13 protein-coding genes and 3 pseudogenes are annotated in these 19584 nt (G+C 68.3%); 9 read left to right on the top strand and 7 right to left on the bottom strand.

Annotation, left to right across the window (positions count from 1 at the left end; translation table 11 throughout):
• Positions 1–446: 446 nt before the first annotated feature.
• Positions 447–849, bottom strand: a pseudogene (locus ABNF97_RS21805) (transposase); the annotation flags it as partial.
• Between the two features lie 78 nt (positions 850–927).
• Here ABNF97_RS21805 and ABNF97_RS21800 point away from each other — a divergent pair.
• The gene (locus tag ABNF97_RS21800; RefSeq protein WP_349339613.1) at positions 928–1401 is read left to right on the top strand and encodes a pyridoxamine 5'-phosphate oxidase family protein; all 474 of its coding nucleotides are present in this window, start codon (positions 928–930) and stop codon (positions 1399–1401) included.
• A gap of 111 nt (positions 1402–1512) precedes the next feature.
• Here the strand turns inward: ABNF97_RS21800 and ABNF97_RS21795 are convergent, their stop codons facing one another.
• Positions 1513–2286 carry an NAD(P)-dependent oxidoreductase gene (locus tag ABNF97_RS21795; RefSeq protein ID WP_349339612.1) on the bottom strand — a complete coding sequence of 258 codons (774 nt, stop codon included), beginning with the start codon at positions 2284–2286 and terminating at the stop codon, positions 1513–1515.
• Between the two features lie 40 nt (positions 2287–2326).
• On the opposite strand from ABNF97_RS21795, the gene ABNF97_RS21790 reads away from it, so the two are divergent.
• From ABNF97_RS21790 to ABNF97_RS21770, 5 genes and pseudogenes are all read left to right on the top strand, one after another.
• A complete protein-coding gene (locus tag ABNF97_RS21790; RefSeq protein ID WP_349339611.1) occupies positions 2327–3784 on the top strand; it encodes a DUF3375 domain-containing protein in 1458 nt (485 codons plus the stop codon).
• A 5-nt stretch (positions 3785–3789) separates the two neighbouring features.
• Complete coding sequence (locus ABNF97_RS21785) at positions 3790–4401, top strand: DUF4194 domain-containing protein (RefSeq protein ID WP_349339610.1); 612 nt, start codon at positions 3790–3792, stop codon at positions 4399–4401.
• Complete coding sequence (locus ABNF97_RS21780; RefSeq protein ID WP_349339609.1) at positions 4398–7784, top strand: ATP-binding protein; 3387 nt, start codon at positions 4398–4400, stop codon at positions 7782–7784. The genes ABNF97_RS21785 and ABNF97_RS21780 overlap by 4 nt, the downstream gene beginning before the upstream one ends.
• Position 7785: 1 nt before the next feature.
• Complete coding sequence (locus ABNF97_RS21775) at positions 7786–8991, top strand: Wadjet anti-phage system protein JetD domain-containing protein (protein WP_349339608.1); 1206 nt, start codon at positions 7786–7788, stop codon at positions 8989–8991.
• Positions 8992–9508: 517 nt separating this feature from the next.
• Positions 9509–9744, top strand: a pseudogene (locus tag ABNF97_RS21770) (helix-turn-helix domain-containing protein); the annotation flags it as partial.
• A 107-nt stretch (positions 9745–9851) separates the two neighbouring features.
• Here ABNF97_RS21770 and ABNF97_RS21765 read toward each other — a convergent pair.
• The gene (locus tag ABNF97_RS21765) at positions 9852–11042 is read right to left on the bottom strand and encodes a serine hydrolase domain-containing protein (RefSeq protein WP_349339607.1); all 1191 of its coding nucleotides are present in this window, start codon (positions 11040–11042) and stop codon (positions 9852–9854) included.
• Between the two features lie 230 nt (positions 11043–11272).
• On the opposite strand from ABNF97_RS21765, the gene ABNF97_RS21760 reads away from it, so the two are divergent.
• The gene (locus ABNF97_RS21760; RefSeq protein ID WP_349339606.1) at positions 11273–11968 is read left to right on the top strand and encodes a TetR/AcrR family transcriptional regulator; all 696 of its coding nucleotides are present in this window, start codon (positions 11273–11275) and stop codon (positions 11966–11968) included.
• Positions 11969–12013: 45 nt separating this feature from the next.
• Positions 12014–12103, top strand: a pseudogene (locus ABNF97_RS34260) (IS982 family transposase); the annotation flags it as partial.
• Between the two features lie 216 nt (positions 12104–12319).
• Here the strand turns inward: ABNF97_RS34260 and ABNF97_RS21750 are convergent.
• Together ABNF97_RS21750 and ABNF97_RS21745 are read right to left on the bottom strand one after the other, a co-directional pair.
• A complete protein-coding gene (locus ABNF97_RS21750) occupies positions 12320–13819 on the bottom strand; it encodes a SulP family inorganic anion transporter (RefSeq protein WP_349339604.1) in 1500 nt (499 codons plus the stop codon).
• A gap of 344 nt (positions 13820–14163) precedes the next feature.
• Complete coding sequence (locus tag ABNF97_RS21745; protein WP_486484817.1) at positions 14164–15363, bottom strand: mechanosensitive ion channel family protein; 1200 nt, start codon at positions 15361–15363, stop codon at positions 14164–14166.
• Positions 15364–15629: 266 nt separating this feature from the next.
• Here ABNF97_RS21745 and ABNF97_RS21740 point away from each other — a divergent pair, with 266 nt between their 5' ends.
• Positions 15630–16163: a GNAT family N-acetyltransferase gene (locus tag ABNF97_RS21740; protein ID WP_349339603.1), complete on the top strand. Its 534-nt coding sequence runs from the start codon at positions 15630–15632 to the stop codon at positions 16161–16163.
• Here the strand turns inward: ABNF97_RS21740 and ABNF97_RS21735 are convergent.
• Positions 16148–18295: an ATP-grasp domain-containing protein gene (locus tag ABNF97_RS21735; protein ID WP_349339602.1), complete on the bottom strand. Its 2148-nt coding sequence runs from the start codon at positions 18293–18295 to the stop codon at positions 16148–16150. The genes ABNF97_RS21740 and ABNF97_RS21735 overlap by 16 nt on opposite strands.
• Positions 18292–19581, bottom strand: coding sequence for a diaminobutyrate--2-oxoglutarate transaminase (gene ectB / locus ABNF97_RS21730; RefSeq protein ID WP_349339601.1), 1290 nt, complete (start codon positions 19579–19581; stop codon positions 18292–18294). The genes ABNF97_RS21735 and ectB overlap by 4 nt, the downstream gene beginning before the upstream one ends.
• Positions 19582–19584: the final 3 nt, after the last annotated feature.

Raw genomic sequence — 19584 nt, 5'->3', positions numbered from 1 at the left:
CGGCGGTGGACCATGCGCTGGAAGGCACCGTTGAACGCCTTCCAGCTCGCCTTCGATGGCCGGCTCACCCCGGCCAACGACTGACCACCTCAACAACCAAGATCAGCCGTTAACTTGACAGACCCGGCAGCGGTGGCCGGACGGGGTGGCACGAAGCCTCCCACACTGAGTGTGGTCACATCGGTGGTCACACACCAAGATCAGAGAGCCGTGATGGCGCGGTATTCAGTGACAGAAGGCATCATTTGCTCACGGAAAGTTGTGCCTGCTCAGCGTAGGTTCCGGCATCCGGCGGTACGTCGTGACAGTATCGTTACGATACTGGCAGTGTGGGGGTCAGGGGTTCGAGTCCCCTCGGCTCCACCCGAAACCGCGAGTCAGCGGCATTTTCAAGCGGTGCTTGTGAATGTCGCTGGCTTTGCGTCTCACATCGCTTCACGGCCTGTGGCGGCGGGGAAACGCTGCTCGATCGTTTCAATGATCCTCTTGTACCGGTCGCGCACGGAAGCGGCGTCGGGCTGGTCGAAGATGATGCGGACCACGGTGGCAACCCATGGCTGTGCTGTCTTGGGAAGCTTGGTCAGCAGGTTCCGTAGGTAGTGGGTGCGGCAGCGTTGCCATCCGGCGCCGGGGAGGGCGGCGACGAGGCCGCAGTGGGCATCGGAGATGACGACACTGACTCCGGACCGGCTCCTCGCGGCCAGCGAGTGGAGAATTGGTGAGCCAGCCGGCGCTGTCCTCGTCGGAGGCGATGTCCGGGCCGAGGACCTCCCGGCCGCCGTCGGCGTCGACGCCGGCCGCGATCAGGGCGTACACGTTTACCGTCCGGCCGGCCTCGCGGACCTTGATCGGTCGAGGCGGAGGCGCCGGCCCCGGTCGGACCGCCCGGTCAAGCGGTGGCCGGGTCTGCCGAAGGAGGGTTCACCCGTGTTGGAGCCGCACTGGTTGGACGAAATTCAGCGGGAAACGTTCGTCCGGGCCAGCCCGGGGACCGAGGCGGCGTATCCGGCCGCGTATCGGATGACCGGAACTCAGATCGAGGCGTACCTGAGGTCCGGGTGCAACGCGGTGGTGGCCACCACCCGTCCGAACGGCCGTCCGCACGCGGTGCCGACGGGCGTGACGGTGCACGAGCACGCCGCCTGGCTGCCAGTGTCCGGCGGAGCGGTCCGGTCCGCACATCTGACCGCGCACCCGTGGGCATCGGTCGTGCTGATCGAGGGCTCCGGCGTGGACCACCGCTTGGTGATCCTGGAGGGCGATGCGGAACTCGTTACCGGTCCACTGCCTGAGGTGGCGGCGACGAATCGTGGCGGGCGGGACATGTCCTGGGCGTCGCACTGGATCCGGTTGCGTCCGCGAAAGGTATTCAGCTTCACGGGCGCGGGAACCGGGGACTGACTCCCGCGCCCGGTAACGGAATTCATGTCGGACGGTACGGGGGTGGCGACGCCAGTCGGCCAAACTTCCCGGCTGATGGACCTGCGTCGGCCCATGATGGGAACCGAAGGTTTACGGCCCGATAACGACGTTTGTGAGCGGCTCGCCCGCCTGGTACCGCCGGACCCGGTCGACCAGGAACCGGCGGGCGCGGGGCGCCAACGCGGCGGTCAGGCCGCCGACGTGCGGGCTGATCAGGACGTTCGGCGCGGACCACAGTGGGTGATCGGCGGGCAGCGGCTCGGGTTCGGCAACGTCCAGGGCAGCGTGCAGCCGGCCAGCGTTGAGCTCGGCGAGCAGTGCCTCGGTGTCCACCACCCGGCCCCGGGACACGTTCACCAGCAGGGCACCGTCGGGCATCTTCGCGAGGAAATCCTTGTTCACCAGGCCATCGGTCTCCGGGGTCAGCGGGATGGACAGGATGACAATGTCCGGTTGCGGCAACAGTTCTGAGATCTCGGAGATCGCCCGTACGCCGGGGCGGGCGCTGCGGGCCACCCGGCTGACTTCCACCTCGAACCCGGCCAGCCGGCGCTCGATCGCGGTGCCGATCGAGCCGTGCACGCCCCGGCCGTTGGCCACGGTCAAGCCGGGCCGCAGGTACGGCAGGACATGGTCGTAGCCAGCGGTCACAGTCTGCACCACGTTGAGCCGGGGCATCCGGGCGATCGGCTCGCAGAGACGCAGATCAATAATCCCGTACGGAACCGCATAAAACTCGACATCATCCAGATCTTCGGGTATGGGCTGAGTGCCGTCGTACAAGGCGATGTCCAGATCGCCAAGTTCGGCCAGTGCGTCTGATGCCCGCAGCAGTACTGGGCGACGCGGCAGACGCCGTAGCATCTGGGCGGCACCAGGAACGAAAGCGGACAGGGGCAGCGGAATGGATTTCGACAGCCTTGACTGGCTGCGCCGAAACAGCCCGGCCTGGCGCCTGCTCCGGGCCGATCACGCCGCCCTGGTGTTGTCCTTCCTGGGGCGGATCTTCGTCGAGGAGAACATCCGCTCGATCTCCGCGACCGAGTTGACGACCCGACTGGAGGACGAGCTCTTCGCACTCAACGAACGCTTCGGGGAAGGCACGTATCCTCGTACCGCCAAGGCGTACCTGGACGAGTGGGCACAGCCCGACGTCGGCTGGCTGCGCAAGTACTATCCGCCCGGCTCAGACCAGGTGCACTTCGACGCCACGCCTGCGGTGGAGCGCGCGCTCGCCTGGGTGCAGTCGCTGCGCGCCCGCTCCTTCGTGGGTACCGAGTCGCGGCTGAACATCGCGCTGGAGCTGCTGCGGCAGATGGCGTTCGGCGCCGAGACCGATCCGGAGGTCCGGCTGGCGGAACTGCGGCAGCGACGCGCGGAACTCGACGCCGAGATCGCCCGGGTCTCCGCCGGCGAGGTCGACCTGCTCGATCCGGCGGCGCAACGCGACCGGTACCAGCAGTTCGTGGCGACCGCCCGAGGGCTGCTGGGCGACTTCCGGGAGGTGGAGGCGAACTTTCGCACCCTCGACCGGGAGCTGCGGGAGCGGATCGCTACCTGGGACGGCTCAAAGGGCGAGCTCCTGGACGAGGTCGTGGGGAACCGTAACGACATCGCGGAGTCCGACCAGGGTCGCAGTTTCCACGCCTTCTACGACTTCCTCCTCTCACCCCGGCGTCAGCAGGAATTCAGCGACCTGCTCGCCCGGGTGCAGTCGCTGGAGGCCATCGGCGAGCCGGACCCGCGGATGCGGAGCGTCCACTACGACTGGCTGGACGCGGCGGAGCGCACCCAGGCAACCGTGCGGTTGCTCTCCGAGCAGCTACGACGGTTCCTCGACGACCAGGTCTGGCTGGAGAACCGGCGGGTGATGGACATCCTGCGCAGCGTGGAAGTCCATGCCCTTGCCCTGCGTGACCAGCCGACGGGTGACCTGGGGCACGAGATCGACGGCACCGCTCCGCACATCGTCCTACCGATGGAGCGACCGCTGTACCAGATCAGGGCGAAGCAGCTGCTGGACAGCGATCCAGATGTCGACGCCGACCCGGCGGAGGTCGACGTCTCGGCCCTGTTCGAGCAGGTACACGTCGATCCGACGCGTCTGCGGGAGGCTGTACGGGCGGCGCTCAGCGGCGGCACGCAGGTCTCGTTACCCGAGCTGCTGACCATGCATCCCCTGGAGCAGGGACTGGCGGAACTCGTTACCTACCTGTCGCTCGACAACGATTCCACGTTCGAGTTGGTCTTCGATGAGCGGCGGCAGGAGCACGTACGCTGGCACGACGCCGACGGCCGGCAGCGGAAGGCGATCCTGCCCGCGGTGGCTTTCGTGCGTAGATCGCCCCTCCCCGGGAGGTGAATGAGGTGCCCCGAACGTCCCGCCCTGCCGAGCCCGACCTCTCGATCGCCGTCACGCACCTGATGAAGGGCGTCGTCTACCGGGACGCCCACCCGGCGCCGTGGCTTCACCTGACGCAGTTGCAGACGCAGGTGCGCGACTACGTCGCGGTACTGGGGCTGATCGTGGTGATCGACGAGGCCGAGGGGTACGCCTTCCTGCGCTCCCGACCGGACGATGCTGACGAGGACGGGCCCGCCGTGCCCCGGCTGATCCCGCGTCGATCGCTGTCGTTCCACGTCAGCCTGCTACTGGCGCTGCTGCGCAAGAAACTCGCCGAGTTCGACGCGAACAACAGTGACACCCGGTTGGTGCTCACCCGCCAGCAGATGATCGATCTGATCACGACCTTCATGCCGACCACGATCGGTGAAGCTCGGCTGATCGATCAGATCGACACCCATCTCAACAAGGTCGTCGAGCTGGGGTTCCTCCGTCGGCTCGACGACGGGGAAGCGAGCTACGAGGTGCGGCGGATCATCAAGGCCTTCGTCGACGGGCAGTGGTTGGCCGACTTCGACGCCCGGCTCGCCGAGTACGCCGCCGAGCTGTCGGGGACCACGGCGGGGGCGCGGTGACCGATCGGAGCCCGGCCGACGCCGTCGCCGCAGCACCCGGATTCCGGCTGCTACGGCTGGAGCTTCGCAACTGGGGCACCTTCGACGGCCGGGTCTGGACCTTCCGGTTGGACGGCGCCACCGCGCTGCTCACCGGCGACATCGGTTCCGGAAAGTCGACCGTGGTCGACGCCATCACCACGCTGCTGCTCCCGGCACACAAGATTTCCTACAACCGGGCCGCCGGTGCCGAGACCCGGGAACGGTCGCTGCGCTCGTACGTGCTGGGCTACTACAAGTCGGAGCGGAACGAGGCGACCGGGACGTCCCGGCCGGTCGGGTTGCGTGGCGGCAACAGCTACTCGGTGCTGCTCGGGGTCTTCGGCAACGCGGCGACCGGCGCCACCGTCACGCTCGGGCAGGTCTTCTGGACCCGGGACGGCAACTCCGGACAGCCGGAACGGTTCTTCGTGACCGCCGGCGCAGAGCTGGCCGTCGCCACCGACTTCGTCGACTTCGGCAGCGAGATCGCCCAACTGAGAAAGCGGCTGAGACAGTCCGGTGCCAAGATCTACGACCACTTCCCGGAGTATGGCAAGGACTTCCGGCGGCGCCTCGGCATCGCCTCCGACCAGGCGATGGACCTGTTCCACCAGACAGTGTCGATGAAGGCGGTCGGCGACCTCAACGACTTCGTCCGCAACCACATGCTGGAGCCGTTCGATGCTGCGGACTGGATTCGTCGGCTGGTCGCCCACTTCGACGACCTGACCCGCGCGCACGAGGCCGTGGTGAAGGCCCGCGAGCAACTCGCCGAGCTGAAACCCCTGCTGGAGGCGTGCGACGCGTACGACGGCCACGCGACCCAGATCGCGTCCTTGGACGCCCAGCGTTCGGCGTTGCCGTACTTCTGCGCCCGGGGCAAGGCGGAGCTGTTCCGGGCCGAGGCCGCCGCCCACACCGCGACGCTGGCGGCGGAGCAGGCCGGGTTGGCGGCCGTGAAGGGGCGGATCGCCGAGCTGACCGAGCGACGGGACCGGCTGACGTTGGAGCGCGCCGGGCACGGCGGTGACCGGGTCGCCGAGTTGGAGCGACAGATCGGCGAGACCGAGACGGCGCGGGACGAGCGGCGGCGGCGCTTCGAACGGTACGCCGGCCTGCTCACCGAGGCCGGGCTGGCGCCGGTCGAGGCGTTGCCGCAGTTCACCGACCGACGAGGGGAGATCGCCGACGAACTGGCCCGATGCGACCAGGACCGCGCCGACCGGCAGAACGAGCTGACCGAGGCCGCGGTCGCGGTGAAGGAGATCGCGGACCAAGAGCAGGAGGTCAACGCCGAGCTGCACAGCCTGCGGGAACGGCGGAGCAACATTCCCCGCCGCAGTCTCGAACTCCGGGCCCGGATCTGTGCCGAGCTGGACCTGCCCGAGGCCACGCTACCGTTCGCCGGTGAGTTGATCCAGGTACGTCCCGAGGAGTCCGACTGGGAGGGCGCCGCCGAACGGGTACTGCGTGGGTTCGCCCTGTCCCTGCTGGTGCCGGACGCGCACTACCCGGCGGTCGCGGACTGGGTGGACCGGCGGCATCTTGGCGGCCGGCTGGTCTACTACCGGGTGCCCGCGACGCTGCCCCGCCAGCCCGAACCCGGCTACGACGAGCGACGGACCCTCTTCGCCAAGCTGGAGCCGCACCCGGATTCGCCGCTGCGGCCCTGGCTGGAGCGGGAACTACGCTGGCGTGCCGGTCACGAGTGCGTCGACTCGATCGCTGAATTTCGTCGGGCCGACCGGGCGCTGACCCGGACGGGCCAGGTCAAGGACGTCGGTGGCCGGCACGAGAAGGACGACCGGTCACGGATCGACGACCGCAGCGGCTATGTGCTCGGCTGGAGCGTCGAGCAGAAGATCGACGCGCTGCTCGCCAAGGCGCAGCTGTTGGCCAGACGGCGTTCACAGGCCACCGCCGACCGGGACGCGCTTGTCGAGCGGCTGAATCGGCTGACCGGACGCCACGGCACGCTGAGCAAGCTGGTCGAGTTCACCGACTTCACCGAGCTGGACTGGGGCTCGGCAGTGCAACGCATCGAACGGCTGCATTCGGAGAAGCGGCGGTTGGAGGCGGCCTCGGGGGAACTCGCCCGGCTCACCGCCGAGCTGGACCGGGTCGCAAAGGAACTCACCGAACTCGGAGACGAGCGCGACACCACGCAGAGCCGGATCGGCCAGGTAGGGGGACAGCTCGACCGGGCCGAGCAGGGGCTGCGGGACGCGCGGCAGCTGCTGGACGAGCCGGGGTACGGCGCGGCGGCGGAGTGTTTCGAGACGCTGGGCAAGCGCGCCGGCGACACGGTGCCCACCGAGCAGGCCGGCTACGACCGCCTTCGCGACGAGGTCGAGAACCAACTCCGGTCGGAGCGGGACGAGGCCGCCCGCCGGCAGGCCGCGGCCAGCAACCGGGCGGTCGGCCGGATGGTGGACTTCCGGCGCCGGTACCCGTTGGAGGCCGCTGAGCTGGACAACGCCGTCCAGTCCGCCGGGGAGTACCGGGCGATGCGGGACCGACTGATCCGCGACGACCTGCCCCGGTTCGAGGCGGAGTTCAAGACCTACCTGAACACGAACACGATCCGAGACATCGCGAGCTTCCACTCGCAACTGAACAAACAGGCGGAGCTGATCCGGGAGCGGATAACGACGATCAACCAGTCGCTGGTCGGCATCGACTACAACCCGGGCCGGTACATCCGGCTGGACGGCAACCCGACGCCGAACGTGGAGATCCGCGACTTTGTCGGCGACCTGCGGGCCTGCACCGACAACTCGCTCGGCGGCGACGACTCGGACCAGTACTCGGAACAGAAGTTCCTCCAGGTCAAGCGGATCATCGAGCGTTTCCAGGGCCGGGAGGGGTTCACCGACGTCGACCGGATCTGGGCGCGGCGGGTCACCGACGTGCGCAACTGGTTCGTCTTCTCCGCCTCGGAGCGGTGGCGGGAGGACGACGCCGAGCACGAGACGTACACCGACTCGGGCGGCAAGTCCGGCGGGCAGAAGGAGAAGCTGGCGTACACCATCCTGGCCGCGTCGCTGGCGTACCAGTTCAAGCTCGACTCGGCGGCCAGCGACGCGAACACGTTCCGGTTCGTGGTGATCGACGAGGCGTTCGGGCGCGGCTCCGAGACATCGACCCGGTTCGCGCTCGCCCTGTTCCAGCGGATCGGTCTGCAACTGCTGATCGTGACCCCACTGCAGAAGATCCACGTCATCGAGCCGTACGTGGCATCGGTCGGGTTCGTGGACAACCCGAACGGCAACTACTCGCGTCTGCAGAGTCTGACCATCGAGGAGTACCACGAGCGGCGGCAGGCACACGAATTGGGCGCATCGTCCGCGTCCGAGGCCTGACATGGGCGCTGCCTCACGGAAACCGCGCTGGACCGGGCCCGACGATCTGGTCGACCGGCTGCGTCGTCGGTGGGAGACGGGGGAGTTCCTCACCGCGCTGGGACGGGGTACGCCGTGGCAGCCGGTCGTCGTACCGCTGCGCGCCCCGACCGCAGCCGAACTGGCCGATAATTTCGGCGCCGCTCAGGAGTGGATCGGCCGATGGCGGAAGGTAGACACGGATCTCGTACGGCTTGAGCAGCGTACCGTCGGCGGCCGACTGATCGGCGCCAACCGTGTGCCCGCCCGGGCAGTGATCGACACTCCCCAGCAACTCTGGGCACTGTTGCAGGTCGATGCGCACGTGGCGACGTGCGAACGGCTGCTGGAGGCCACCCAGGCGAGCGCACCGGCATTACTGGACTGGATGGTGGCCCATCCGATGCAGGTGCTCGGGCACGCGGATCGGTGGGGCAGGCTGGTCGACACCGTGCTCTGGATCGACCGCAACGGGCGGCCGGAGACCTACCTGCGGCATGTCGACGTGCCGGGCGTCGATACCAAGTTCATCGAGCAACACCGTGGAGTGCTCGCCGGGCTGCTCGACCGTCAGCTCGAGCCGGGTCGGATCGACCACTCCCAACCGCCGGGCCGGTTCGCGCAGCGGTACGGCCTCCGAACCAAACCGGTGTACGTTCGGCTGCGGGCGCTGGGCCGGAAACCGCCGGCGCCGGGGCCATACCGGGAGATGACCGTGCGGGTGGAGGAGTTGGCGGCCAGTCCGGTCGAGGCGTCCCGGGTCATCGTGGTGGAGAACGAAATCACCTATCTGGCGCTGCCGCCGGTGGACGATGCCGTCGCGGTCCTCGGCGGCGGGTACGCGCTGTCCGGGCTGGCACCGCTGAACTGGCTGAACTCCCGTGAGCTGGTCTACTGGGGCGACCTCGACACGCACGGCTTCGCCATCCTGGACCGGCTGCGCCAGAGCTTTCCGCACACCCGGTCGATCCTGATGGACCGGCCGACACTGCTCGCCCATCGTGACCACTGGGGTCGGGAGCCGAGTCCGGTCCGAGCCGAGCTGCCCCATCTGCACCCGGCGGAGGCCGACCTCTACGCCGACCTGCTTGCCGACCGGTACGCCCCTGCGCTACGTCTGGAGCAGGAACGTATCCGGTTCGGCACGGTCGAGCGGGCACTCCGTCGAGCAGACGCATCTGATGGGTGACGTCGTGCCACGGGCCCGGCATCGGGACAGGTGGCCGCCAAAGCTGAGAGTGAGCCACAGCGGGATCAGGATGCCTACGCTGCGGGGGCCGGATTGCGGAGCGGGCTGACGTCCACCCCGTTCCGCTGCCGCGATATCTCACAACCGTCTCACGGACGGCTCGGGAAGGCCCGGTTGAGGCCGACATGGTTCGAACCCCCAGGGAGTCATTGACCTGTACGTTCGGCACGAACCGACACGGTCTGGCAGACACGAACAGGCTGGCTGGTTCACTGACAGTGTGGGGGTCAGGGGTTCGAGTCCCCTCGGCTCCCCCCTTGCGTGCGACATGGCGATAGCCCTGGTCGGGAGCGATCCCGAGAAACCAGGGCTATCACTGAGCCATTTCCAACCTGATGGTGCAGGTCGGCAGCGTGGAGGGGGCCGGTAGCCGGGTGAGGTGAGGCTCCCGGTAAGACAGCAATCGACCAAGAAAGATGCCCCTACCGGGAGCCTCGTTGCTGTCTTACCTGCCTCGATCCCGCTGTCCACCCGATCCTCAACCACGTCGCCGACCTGATCCGTACTCATCGCCACCAGCGACGATCCCGGTGGCGCCGGCTCGACCCAGGCCGCCAAGCGCTGCTCGTCCTGGCCCACTTGCGCAACGGCGACACCCTTGCCCGTCTGGCCGCCGGGTTCGCCGTCGGAGTGGCCACCGCCTGGCGCTACATCCGCGAGGCGCTCACTCTGCTCGCCGCGACCGCCGACGACCCGTGACGACATCCACGAAGCGTTGCGCACACTGGCCTGCGCCACCATCTTTTGGCGCAGGCCAGTGCCACGTTGACGTGAGAGTCTTGAGAAGAACGATCGTCAAATCAGTCGCACATCGCCTGCTTGTACAGGCTCGACAGTGCGTCGTCGATGGGGTGGTGCTGTGGCTGCCCCGAAGCGTCCAGCGTGTTCCACCGCACCAGGTTCATCGCCACGGACAGCTGCCGGTTGCCGTCGGCGCTGACCATCGTCATCGTCTGTGCGCCCCAGACCGTGCCGTCGTGACCCCAGATCGGGCCGCAGCCGGCAATGGCGAACCTGTGCAGGCCCAGACCGTACGTGACCGGCTCGCCGGTCTGGTTGATGACCGGGACAGTGGCCTGCATCTGCTCCAATGACGCCCGGCTGACGATCCTGCCGCCGAGTAGCATGCCGTAGAAGCGATTGACGTCCTCGACGGTTGACACCAGGCCGGCTCCGGTCGACACCCAGGACATGTTGTAGACGCTGTAGTCCCGCGGCGGGTCGATGAGGCCGAAGAACGACTCGTACATTTTCGGGTGCGCTCCGACGATGCGTTCCCCGTCCGGGAAGCCGGTGTTCCGCAGCTTGGCGGGCTTGATGACGTTGCGGGTGATGTACTGCTCGGCTCCGATGCCGCTCACCGCCTCCAAGAGCTCGCCGAGCAGCAGGTAGTTGGTGTTCGAGTACACCCCTTTGGGTGCCCCCGGTTCGCCGGCGGGAGGCGCGTCGACGCCCATGGCGATCAGCTCTGCTCGGCTGAACTGCCGGAACCGGTTGTCGTCGAGGCTCCTGGTGGATCCGGCTGCGGGGAACGTCTGGAGGGACGGGAACGCGTAGGGAAGGTAGTCGGGCAGGCCGCTGGTGTGGTTGAGAAGCATCCGCACCGTGATCCTGTCGCCGCGCACTCCGGGCACGAGCCGCGGCAGGTAGCGGCCGATGGGTGCGTCGAGGCCGACCGCGCCCCGCTCGACCTGCTGCATGACCGCAACGGCGGTGAAGGTCTTGGTGATGCTGCCGATGCGGTGCCGCTGGGTCGGTGTGGCCCGCCGGCCCGTTCGTAGGTCGGCGACCCCGGAGGCGCCGCGCCACGTGTCACGACCTTTGCGTACCTCAGCGAAGACGCCTGGTACTCCGGCGCGGTGGATCGCGTCCAGGGCGGACTGCAACTCGCAGGCACGGGAGCGGGTCGTCGCGGACGCCGGGGTCCCCATCACGGCCATGCCGATGCCGAACGCGGCGCCACCGACAAGCCCTCTTCGTGTGATGTTCATCGCGCTGGTCCCTTCCCGACCGATGCTGGCTGCACCTAACTTGGTTGCGCGTCGGAGCGGGTACCGCGCAACCGAAGCGACTTCTCGAACATGTTCCGAAAGATAGCACGACATGCGCGCCCGCCAAACCGGAGGACAACTTCAGAGTCAGCCAGCGATGTGTGCTGCCCCTGTCGATGACGCGACCCGCCCCCGTTTCGCGGACCTGAACCGCGGAGGATGATGGGCTCATGCCCCGATCCCACGGTCGCACTGGCCGGCCGCCACTGACCTCCCGTGCGGAGATCCTGGAGGCCGCCAGGAAGATCATCGACCGGGATGGCTGGGAGAGGCTCACGATGCGCCGGCTGGCTGCTGAGCTCGGGATCGGGCCGACGACCCTGTACCACCACGTGCGCGACCGCGAGGATCTGCTGATCCAGCTGCTCAACGAACATGCCCAGCAGACGCTGCGCCGCGACCTGCCCAGCGATCCGCGAGATTGCATCGTCGCATCGGCCATCGCCATCCACGACTCGCTCGCCGCCTGGCCTTGGGCTGCCGAAGTCCTCACCGCCGACGGCTTCCTGCGCCGCCTCGGCCAGCCGGCGTTGGAGATGGTCGAGGCCATCGTCGGCGCGGCCGCCGAAGCTGGGTGCACGTCCGAGCAAGCCGTCCACCTCTTTCGCGGTATCTGGTATTACACCGTCGGCGAGATCCTGGTTCGCGCACACTCCGACAGTCGGCGCGCGGGCGACGCCCATGACGCCCCCGACGACGCCTTCTTCGACCGCGCCGACCTGTCCCGGCTGCCGCACCTGGCCGGTATCGGCAACCGATGGCCCGCCCTCGCCGCACAGGACACGTACGCCGCGGCGCTTGGGGCCTTCGTCGACGGACTGCTCGCCCACGCCGGGGCGGTGCCTCGCATCGAACCTCGCATTTGACGTCGTCCAGCGCGACGCGTGGCCAAGCGCACTCTCCGCCGCGCGGCCGACATGTTCCCGTACCTTCCCCAGCGGCCGGGCCACAACAAACGGCTACGCGCCGCGCTGCCGCTGATCAAGAAGGTGATCCGGGACCGGATATCGGAACTACTCGGCTAGCGACGGTGCGGTCGAGGAGTGCGCTGGCGCTCCCGCTGAGGGCCAGGGTTCTCCCCGTGGCCGGCCATATACCTCCGGAAGGGCCGAGCGCTCACCGACCTATGCGTTGGGTGGTTTCGCCGATCCGCATGGGTCGCCCGGCTGCCGGACCGCAGGTGTGCTGCGGTCCGGCAGCCGGGAGGGCGCCTGGCATCAGTGATTCGCGGTGAGGGTGCCGGCGAGGCTGCCGTGGATGGCGGCGCTGGGCTTGTTCAGTTCGATGATCTCGACGGTCTTGCCGCGGGCCGCGTACTTGGTGGTGACGGCGTCGAGGGCGGCGACGGAGGAGGCGTCCCAGACGTGGGCGCGACTCATGTCGATGATCACCTTCTCGGGGTCACCCGCGTAGTCGAACTGGTAGACCAGGTCGTTGCTGGAGGCGAAGAAGAGTTCGCCGTGTACGGAGTAGATGCGGGTGCCGCCGTCAGGGTCGAGCACGCTGGTGACCTCGACGAGGTGGGCGACCCGACGGGCGAAGATCACCATGGCGGTGAGCACCCCGGCGACGACGCCGATGGCGAGGTTGTGGGTGGCCAGGGTGGTGGCGACGGTGGTGACCATGACCAGGGTCTCACCCAGTGGCATGCGCTTGAGCGTGGCGGGGGCGACCGAGTGCCAGTCGAAGGTGGAGACCGCAACGATGATCATCACGGCGACGAGAGCGGCCATCGGGATGGTGGCGACCACGTCGCCGAGCGCCACGACCAGGATGAGCAGGAACACGCCGGACAGGAAGGTCGACAGGCGGGTGCGGGCGCCGGATGCCTTCACGTTGATCATCGTTTGGCCGATCATGGCGCAGCCGCCCATGCCGCCGAAGAAGCCGGTGACGATGTTCGCCACGCCCTGGCCCCAGGATTCGCGGGTCTTGTTGGAGTGGGTGTCGGTGATGTCGTCGACCAACTTGGCGGTCATCAGCGACTCCATCAGCCCGACCAGCGCGACACCGAAGGCGTAGGGGGCGATCAGCGCCAGGGTCTCCATCGTCCACGGGATCTGCGGCAGGCCGAGAGTGGGCAGACTCTTCGGCAGTTCACCCTGGTCGCCGACGGTCGGCACGGTCACGGCGGCGGCCACCGTGATCACCGTGAGGACGATGATCGCGACGAGCGGGGCCGGGACGGCGCGGGTGAGGCGGGGCAGCCCGACGATGATCACCAGGGCGAGGGCGACGAGCGGATAGACCAGCCACGGCACCCCGAGCAGGTACGGCACCTGCGCGGCGAAGATCAGGATGGCCAGGGCGTTGACGAAGCCGACCATCACGCTACGTGGAACGAACCGCATCAGCCTCGCCACCCCGAGGGCGGCCAGCAGCACCTGGATCGCCCCGCCCAGGATCACCGCGGCGACCAGGTGATCCAGACCGTAATCGCGGGCCAGTGGTGCGACGACCAGGGCGATCGCGCCGGTCGCCGCGCTGATCATCGCCGGCCGGCCACCACAGATCGAGATGGCCACGGCCATGGTGAACGAGGCGAACAACCCGACCCGCGGATCCACCCCGGCCAGGATGGAGAAGCTGATCGCCTCCGGGATCAACGCCAAGGCGACGACCAGGCCGGCGAGGACCTCGGTCCGGAACACCTTCGGCGAGAGCCAGGACGGACGGGACAGACGCGGTCGGACGACCGGGGACAGCAACGAAGACATACGGCCTTTTCACTCAGGGTGTGCACGCGGGGCGCACACACGATGCCGCACCCATTGGGGCAACGGCGCATTACCCCAATCGGTACGGATCAGAGATGTTCCGGACGGACCCGAGCATCGTCGCCCGGAAGAAGACCGTGAGGGGCCGTAGCCGCACCTCGACGACCCGCACGGACTCTACCGTCTGGGGAGGTCAGAGTTCCGTCACGGTGATGATCATCACGCACGAGGTGGGAGGCTGCCAGGCAGCCGGTCCGCTTTCGGGGTTGCCGTTGCCGTTGTCGGCTGACGAAGGCGTGATGCGAGGTGAGTCCCTGGAGGAAAGCTGGCCCTGGAAGGGAGGGTCAGTCGGTCCGCTGTGCCGGCGCCGGGCGCGAGTTGGCGCTCTCCGCGCCCGCCGAGGCGCCGGCGCCGTCGGCGACCTCCACCCCGTCCTCCCGCGCCGTGCGCGCCGCTCGCCCCGCGCCGTCGACGAACGACTCGCCGTCGGTCGGCGGCAACTGTGCCGAGCCTGCGCCGGCCGGTTCGAGGTCCGCCCGTACCCGAGGGCGGGCCGAGGGCTGCTGTTGCTGGACCCAGGCGACCAGCTTCTCCCGGACGAGGCAGCGCAGATCCCAGAGGGCGGAGCTGTTCGCGGCGCTGACCAGCGGCCGTACCCTGATCATGCCTCCGGTGGCGTCGGTGACCTGGAGGACGCAGACCCGCCCGTCCCAGAGCCGGTCCGCCTCGCCCTCCAGGATCCGGCGCATCTCCCGGCGCATCTCCTCGACCGGCAGCGACCAGTCCAGGTCAATTTCCACCGTGCCCAGCACGGAGGCGCCGGTACGGGTCCAGTTCTGGAACGGCGTCGAGGTGAAGTAGGACGACGGGAGGATGAGCCGACGCTCGTCCCAGATCCTGACGACCACGTAGCCGAGGGTCATTTCCTCGACCCGGCCCCACTCGCCCTCCACCACGACGACGTCGTCGAGCCGAAGCGCGTTGCCGAAGGCGAGTTGCAGGCCGGCCAGAACGTTGCCGAGCATGCTCTGCGCGGCGAGCGCGGCGACGATCCCGGCCAGACCGGCGGAGGCCAGCACGCTGGCTCCGACCGCCCGCGCCTGCGGAAACGTCACCAGCATCGCCCCGATGGTGAGCACCGCGATGACGGCGACGGCCACCCGCCGGATCACGGTGATCTGGGTGTGCACCCGCCGTGCGGAGAGGTTGTCCCGGACGTCCATCCGGAACGTCCGCAGCGCCGTGTCGGCGGCGACGTCGGTCAGCGCGGCGATCAGCCAGCCGACGGAGGCGATCACGGCGAGCAGGATTCCCCGGAAGAACGGCTCGTGCCAGCCGTTGCTGGTGGCGGCCGGTACGGCCAGCCAGATCGCCGCGAGGGCGGCGATCACCGATGCCGGTGGATAGGCACGCCGGGCCAGCTCGGCGAGGAGGATCGAGCGGCGGCCAAGGTAGCGCAGTATCCGGTAGGCCACCGTCATGAGGAGGACGGCGCCGGCAGCCGCGCCGGCGATGATCCCGAGGCTGATCAGGTTGTCGCGCAAACCGGGCTTCCCTCCGTCGAACCAGACCGCCGCCGCCCGCTGCCGGCGGCGTCGCCCCTCGGGACCGGCGTCTGGGGCTGTCCGGTGGATGTTCTGGTACGCCGGACATTGTCCAGCCGGCGTCAAGGCTGCCGACCGGCAGACCCTGTCCGCGCCCATGTGATGGCGCCCAGGACCGGCCTCCGTGATCTCTCAGGTCTCATGATGTCGAACTGGTGCACAACATCGATGCCCGTCGCGTTCCGCTGACCCGTAGCCTGATGGCCGTGTCCTTTGACCGACAACCGGTGCTCACCGGCAGCCTCGTCCGTCTCCGGCCGCTCACCGCCGACGACCTGTCCGGTCTGCAACTGGCGGCATCCGATCCGCTGATCTGGGCGCAGCACCCGGACCGGCAGCGCCACACCCCGCAGGCGTTCCGCCGCTTCTTCGACGACGCGCTCGGTTCCGGCGGCGCGCTGATCGCCGAGGACATATCCGACGGCGAGATCATGGGCACGTCCCGATATCACGGGTACGACCCCGAGGCCAGCGAGATCGAGATCGGTTGGACGTTCCTCGCTCGGAAGTACTGGGGTGGAGCCGTCAACGGCGAGATGAAGCGACTTATGCTGCGCCACGCGTTTCGCCAGGTCGACTCGGTGATCTTCCTGGTCGCTCCGGAGAACGCCCGCTCCCGGAGCGCTGTCGAAAAGATCGGTGCGGTCCCGGACGGTCGTCGCTTGGACGGCGGTGGCCGGGACTGCCTGCTCTACCGAGTGACGGCGGCGGCATGGAAGGCCGCTCATCGGGACGTATAGAGATACTCCCGCTCGATCTCGCGGATCCGGGCGTAGTCGTTGATGATCTGCTGTCGATCCGGTGAGATGAGATAGACGAAGCCCGGTGAGGTCACCACGTCGATCGTCCGTGGGATCTGGTGTCCCGCCGGGAACGCCAGCACGTCGTGCGCATACGACGGCAGGGCGCGGATCTCGGCCAGCGTATCGTCGGGCGGCACCCGTCCCCACGGGTACGGATTGATGAGGGAAACGTGACGGGGGCGCTCGATGATCCGGTACGCGATCTCGTCGAGCGTGGCGAAGGCCGGGGGATCGGTGAGGGAGAGCGCCAGCAGATCCACCTGGCTCGTGCCCAGACAGCGCATGTTGATGTGCGGAACCTGGCCACCGCCGAGCCGGGCACCACACTCCACCAGCACGGGACCGCGCTCGGTGAACATGATCTCGCTGTGCCCGGCGCCGTTCCGGATCTCCAGGGCGTCGAGCACCTCCCGGGTGTAGCGGCCCAGCCGGAGGGCGATCGGGTCGTCCGGCGCAATGGGTTCGTGGTGGTCGAAGACGATGTGCCCGTCGTGGAGGTGACGCTTGTAGTACCGCCAGATCTCGCCCATCCGATGTACGCCGTCTCGGCTGACCGAATTGACGAAGTATTCGTCGCCGGCGAGAAACTCCTGCGCGAGTACGAGGGAGTTGGCCCGGCCGTAGCGGTCCCGTGCCGACATGATCTTCTCGGCGGCAGCTCGTATCTCCTCCGCCGACGCGCATGACACGACGTTGTCCGTACCCGCGCTCGCCACCGGCTTCAGCACGACGGGCCACCCCACGGACGACTCTGCCCACTGCACTATCTCGCCCGGGACGCTCGAGACGATGGTCGCCGCGTGTGCGACGTTCGCCTCCCGGAGCGCCTCGACCATCTCGAACTTGTTGCGCCGGGCGCGCGGCCGCGACATGCCGTTGCCCGGTGTCCCCAGTGCCGCATTGAGCTCGTCGGCCAGCTCGACCCCGGACTCCGCCCCAGCGACCACGGCGCTGGCCGACAGTCGTTGAAGTGCCGCGACGGTTGTCCGGAGATCGCCGTCGTGCCGGACTGACGCCACGAATCCCGACGCACGCAGGGTCAGGTGAACGTCCGGCATCCCGGAATCCACGTGAATGCACTGGGCGCCGCGGGCGCGCAGTGCGTCCGGCAGGTAACCACCGGTGGAATGGGCGTCGACCACGGCGATCCGGGGTGCTCCCGCCCCCGTACCAGCTGCCCGCTGCCGGGCCAGCGTGCCGAGCGCGACGAACGCGGTCATAGCGAGGATCACCGAGATCGACAGCGCGGAAGCTCGCAGCCTTCCGTCCAGCGTCTGCAACGCGAGCGTGAATCCCGGCCCCAGACATATCAGCAGCGAGACGGTGATCGGCTCGGCGTGACGCACGCCGATCTGCAGCAGGTAGAGCGGGACGATCACGGAGATCACGGCGAGCAGCAGCCCGGGGCCGAGCGCGGCGCCGAGGTCGGGCAATGAAGTGGCGGAGACCAGTACCCATGCCCCCGCCATGGTCACGGGAAAACGAACCGCCATGACCGCGGTCGGGCTCAGACCCTTGTCACTCAGTCGTTTGGAGAAGACGATGTTGCCTGCGGAAGCGAGTCCGGACGCGACCGCGAGCGTCATGCCGAGCGCGGCGTCCGCGTACCCGATCTCACCGACCGCGCTACGGCCCGAGAGTGACCCCCAACCAAGGACCACCAGCGATGCGAGAATGCCGACGGATGCGGCGAGCTCACCCGCCATCACCCGGCTGCCCCGCCGCATCAGGGGCCCGGCCAGGGCGATGACCACGGGGCTGACGGCGAGGCTGACCACGTTCACGATCGCCGGCTCGATGTACTGCAGTGAGAACAGCACGGTCAGCCAGGCAACGGCGGTGGTGACGTTGATGGCCAGCACGTCGCGGCCCTGGTCGACGAACGGCCGCAGCGCGGCGAGCCCGTGCCGTGCCAGACCGATCCCGGTGAAGAGAACGCAGGCCAGCGAGAACGAGATCGCGGCAACGCCGGCTGGCGACAGCGACTGGAACACGCTGCCGGCATAGACGTTCACCACGGCCGTCAGGAAGGCGAAGACGACGACCGCCGACACCCCGCGGGCGTTCACGCGGCGCTGCCCGCGACGCGCCGGGTGGCCTCGTGGAGGATCTCCAGGCCCTCGACGAGATCGGACTCCTGGATCAGCAGCGACGGCAGGAGCTTCACGACCTCGTCGGATGCCCCTGCTGTCTCCACCAGGAGACCCAGGTCGAAAGCCTGCCGACTCACCTCCGTCGCGACGCCGGGACGGCCGAACTCAACGCCCCAGAAGAGACCGCGACCGCGGTAGGTGACACCGAGATGGGGAAAGGCCTGTGCGAGATCCCGGAGCCGGACGGCGACCGGCTCCTCCTTCTCCGCCGTAGCCCGCGCCAGTTCGTCGTTGCTCCAGTACCGCTCCAGCGCCTCGGTCGCGGTGACGAACGCCGGTCCGCTGCCGCGGAAGGTCCCGTTGTGCTCGCCGGGCCGCCACACGTCCAGCTCTCGTCGGAAGAGCGTGACCGCCATCGGCAGCCCGAATCCGCTCAGCGACTTCGACAGGCAGACGATGTCCGGCACGATGCCGCTGGGTTCGAAGCTGAAGAAGGGGCCGGTGCGACCGCATCCGGCTTGTATGTCGTCGACGATGAGCAGGACGCCGAACCGGGCGCAGATCTCGGCAAGCCGTTGCAGCCACGAAGGGCTGGCGACGTTGACGCCGCCCTCGCCCTGGACGGTCTCCACGATCACCGCCGCAGGGAGCTCGACGCCACTACCAGCGCAGCCGATCAGGTCCTCCAGGAGGTCGAGACCGCAGACGCCATGTCCACCGAACCTCTCGTAGGGCAGTCGCAGTACGTGTTCGAGCGGCACTCCGGCGGCGGCACGCTTGTCCGCGTTTGCGGTGGCAGCCAGTGCACCCAGGCTCATCCCGTGGAAGGACCTGGTGAAGGCGACGACCGTGCGCCGGCCGGTCACCTTGCGGGCGAGCTTGAGTGCGGCCTCGACCGAGTTCGCCCCCGTCGGGCCGGTGAACTGGACCTTGTAGTCGAGCCTTCGCGGAACGAGCAGCCGCTCGCGTAGCGTGTGCAGGAAAGTCGCCTTCGCTTCGGTCATGACGTCGAGGCCGTGCACGATACCGTCGTCGTTGAGATAGTCGATCAACCGCCTGCGCAGGTGTCGGTTGGAATGGCCGTAGTTGAGCGCCCCCGCGCCCATGAAGAAGTCGAGGTAGGAACGGCCGTCCGAATCGACGATGCGGTCCCCGACCGCCCGGACGAACGTGGCCGTCCACGTCCGGCAGTAGCTGCGCACTTCTGACTCGAGGTTCTCCAGATCCGTTGCCGGTCGGTCGACCGTGCGTGCCTGGGTCATTGT

The organism is Plantactinospora sp. B6F1 (assembly GCF_040120695.1).
GTDB lineage: Bacteria > Actinomycetota > Actinomycetes > Mycobacteriales > Micromonosporaceae > Plantactinospora.
Note: the sequence above shows the minus strand (reverse complement) of the source record. Positions and strands in the feature narration are given on the sequence as shown.

Excerpts from the sequence above, each read along its gene's own strand:
- ABNF97_RS21795 (WP_349339612.1), bottom strand. The coding sequence starts at position 2,286 with ATGCTACGGCGTCTGCCGCGTCGCCCAGTACTGCTGCGGGCATCAGAC.
- ABNF97_RS21790 (WP_349339611.1), top strand. The coding sequence starts at position 2,327 with ATGGATTTCGACAGCCTTGACTGGCTGCGCCGAAACAGCCCGGCCTGG.
- ABNF97_RS21775 (WP_349339608.1), top strand. The coding sequence starts at position 7,786 with ATGGGCGCTGCCTCACGGAAACCGCGCTGGACCGGGCCCGACGATCTG.
- ABNF97_RS21765 (WP_349339607.1), bottom strand. The coding sequence starts at position 11,042 with ATGAACATCACACGAAGAGGGCTTGTCGGTGGCGCCGCGTTCGGCATC.
- ABNF97_RS21760 (WP_349339606.1), top strand. The coding sequence starts at position 11,273 with ATGCCCCGATCCCACGGTCGCACTGGCCGGCCGCCACTGACCTCCCGT.
- ABNF97_RS21750 (WP_349339604.1), bottom strand. The coding sequence starts at position 13,819 with ATGTCTTCGTTGCTGTCCCCGGTCGTCCGACCGCGTCTGTCCCGTCCG.
- ectB (WP_349339601.1), bottom strand. The coding sequence starts at position 19,581 with ATGACCCAGGCACGCACGGTCGACCGACCGGCAACGGATCTGGAGAAC.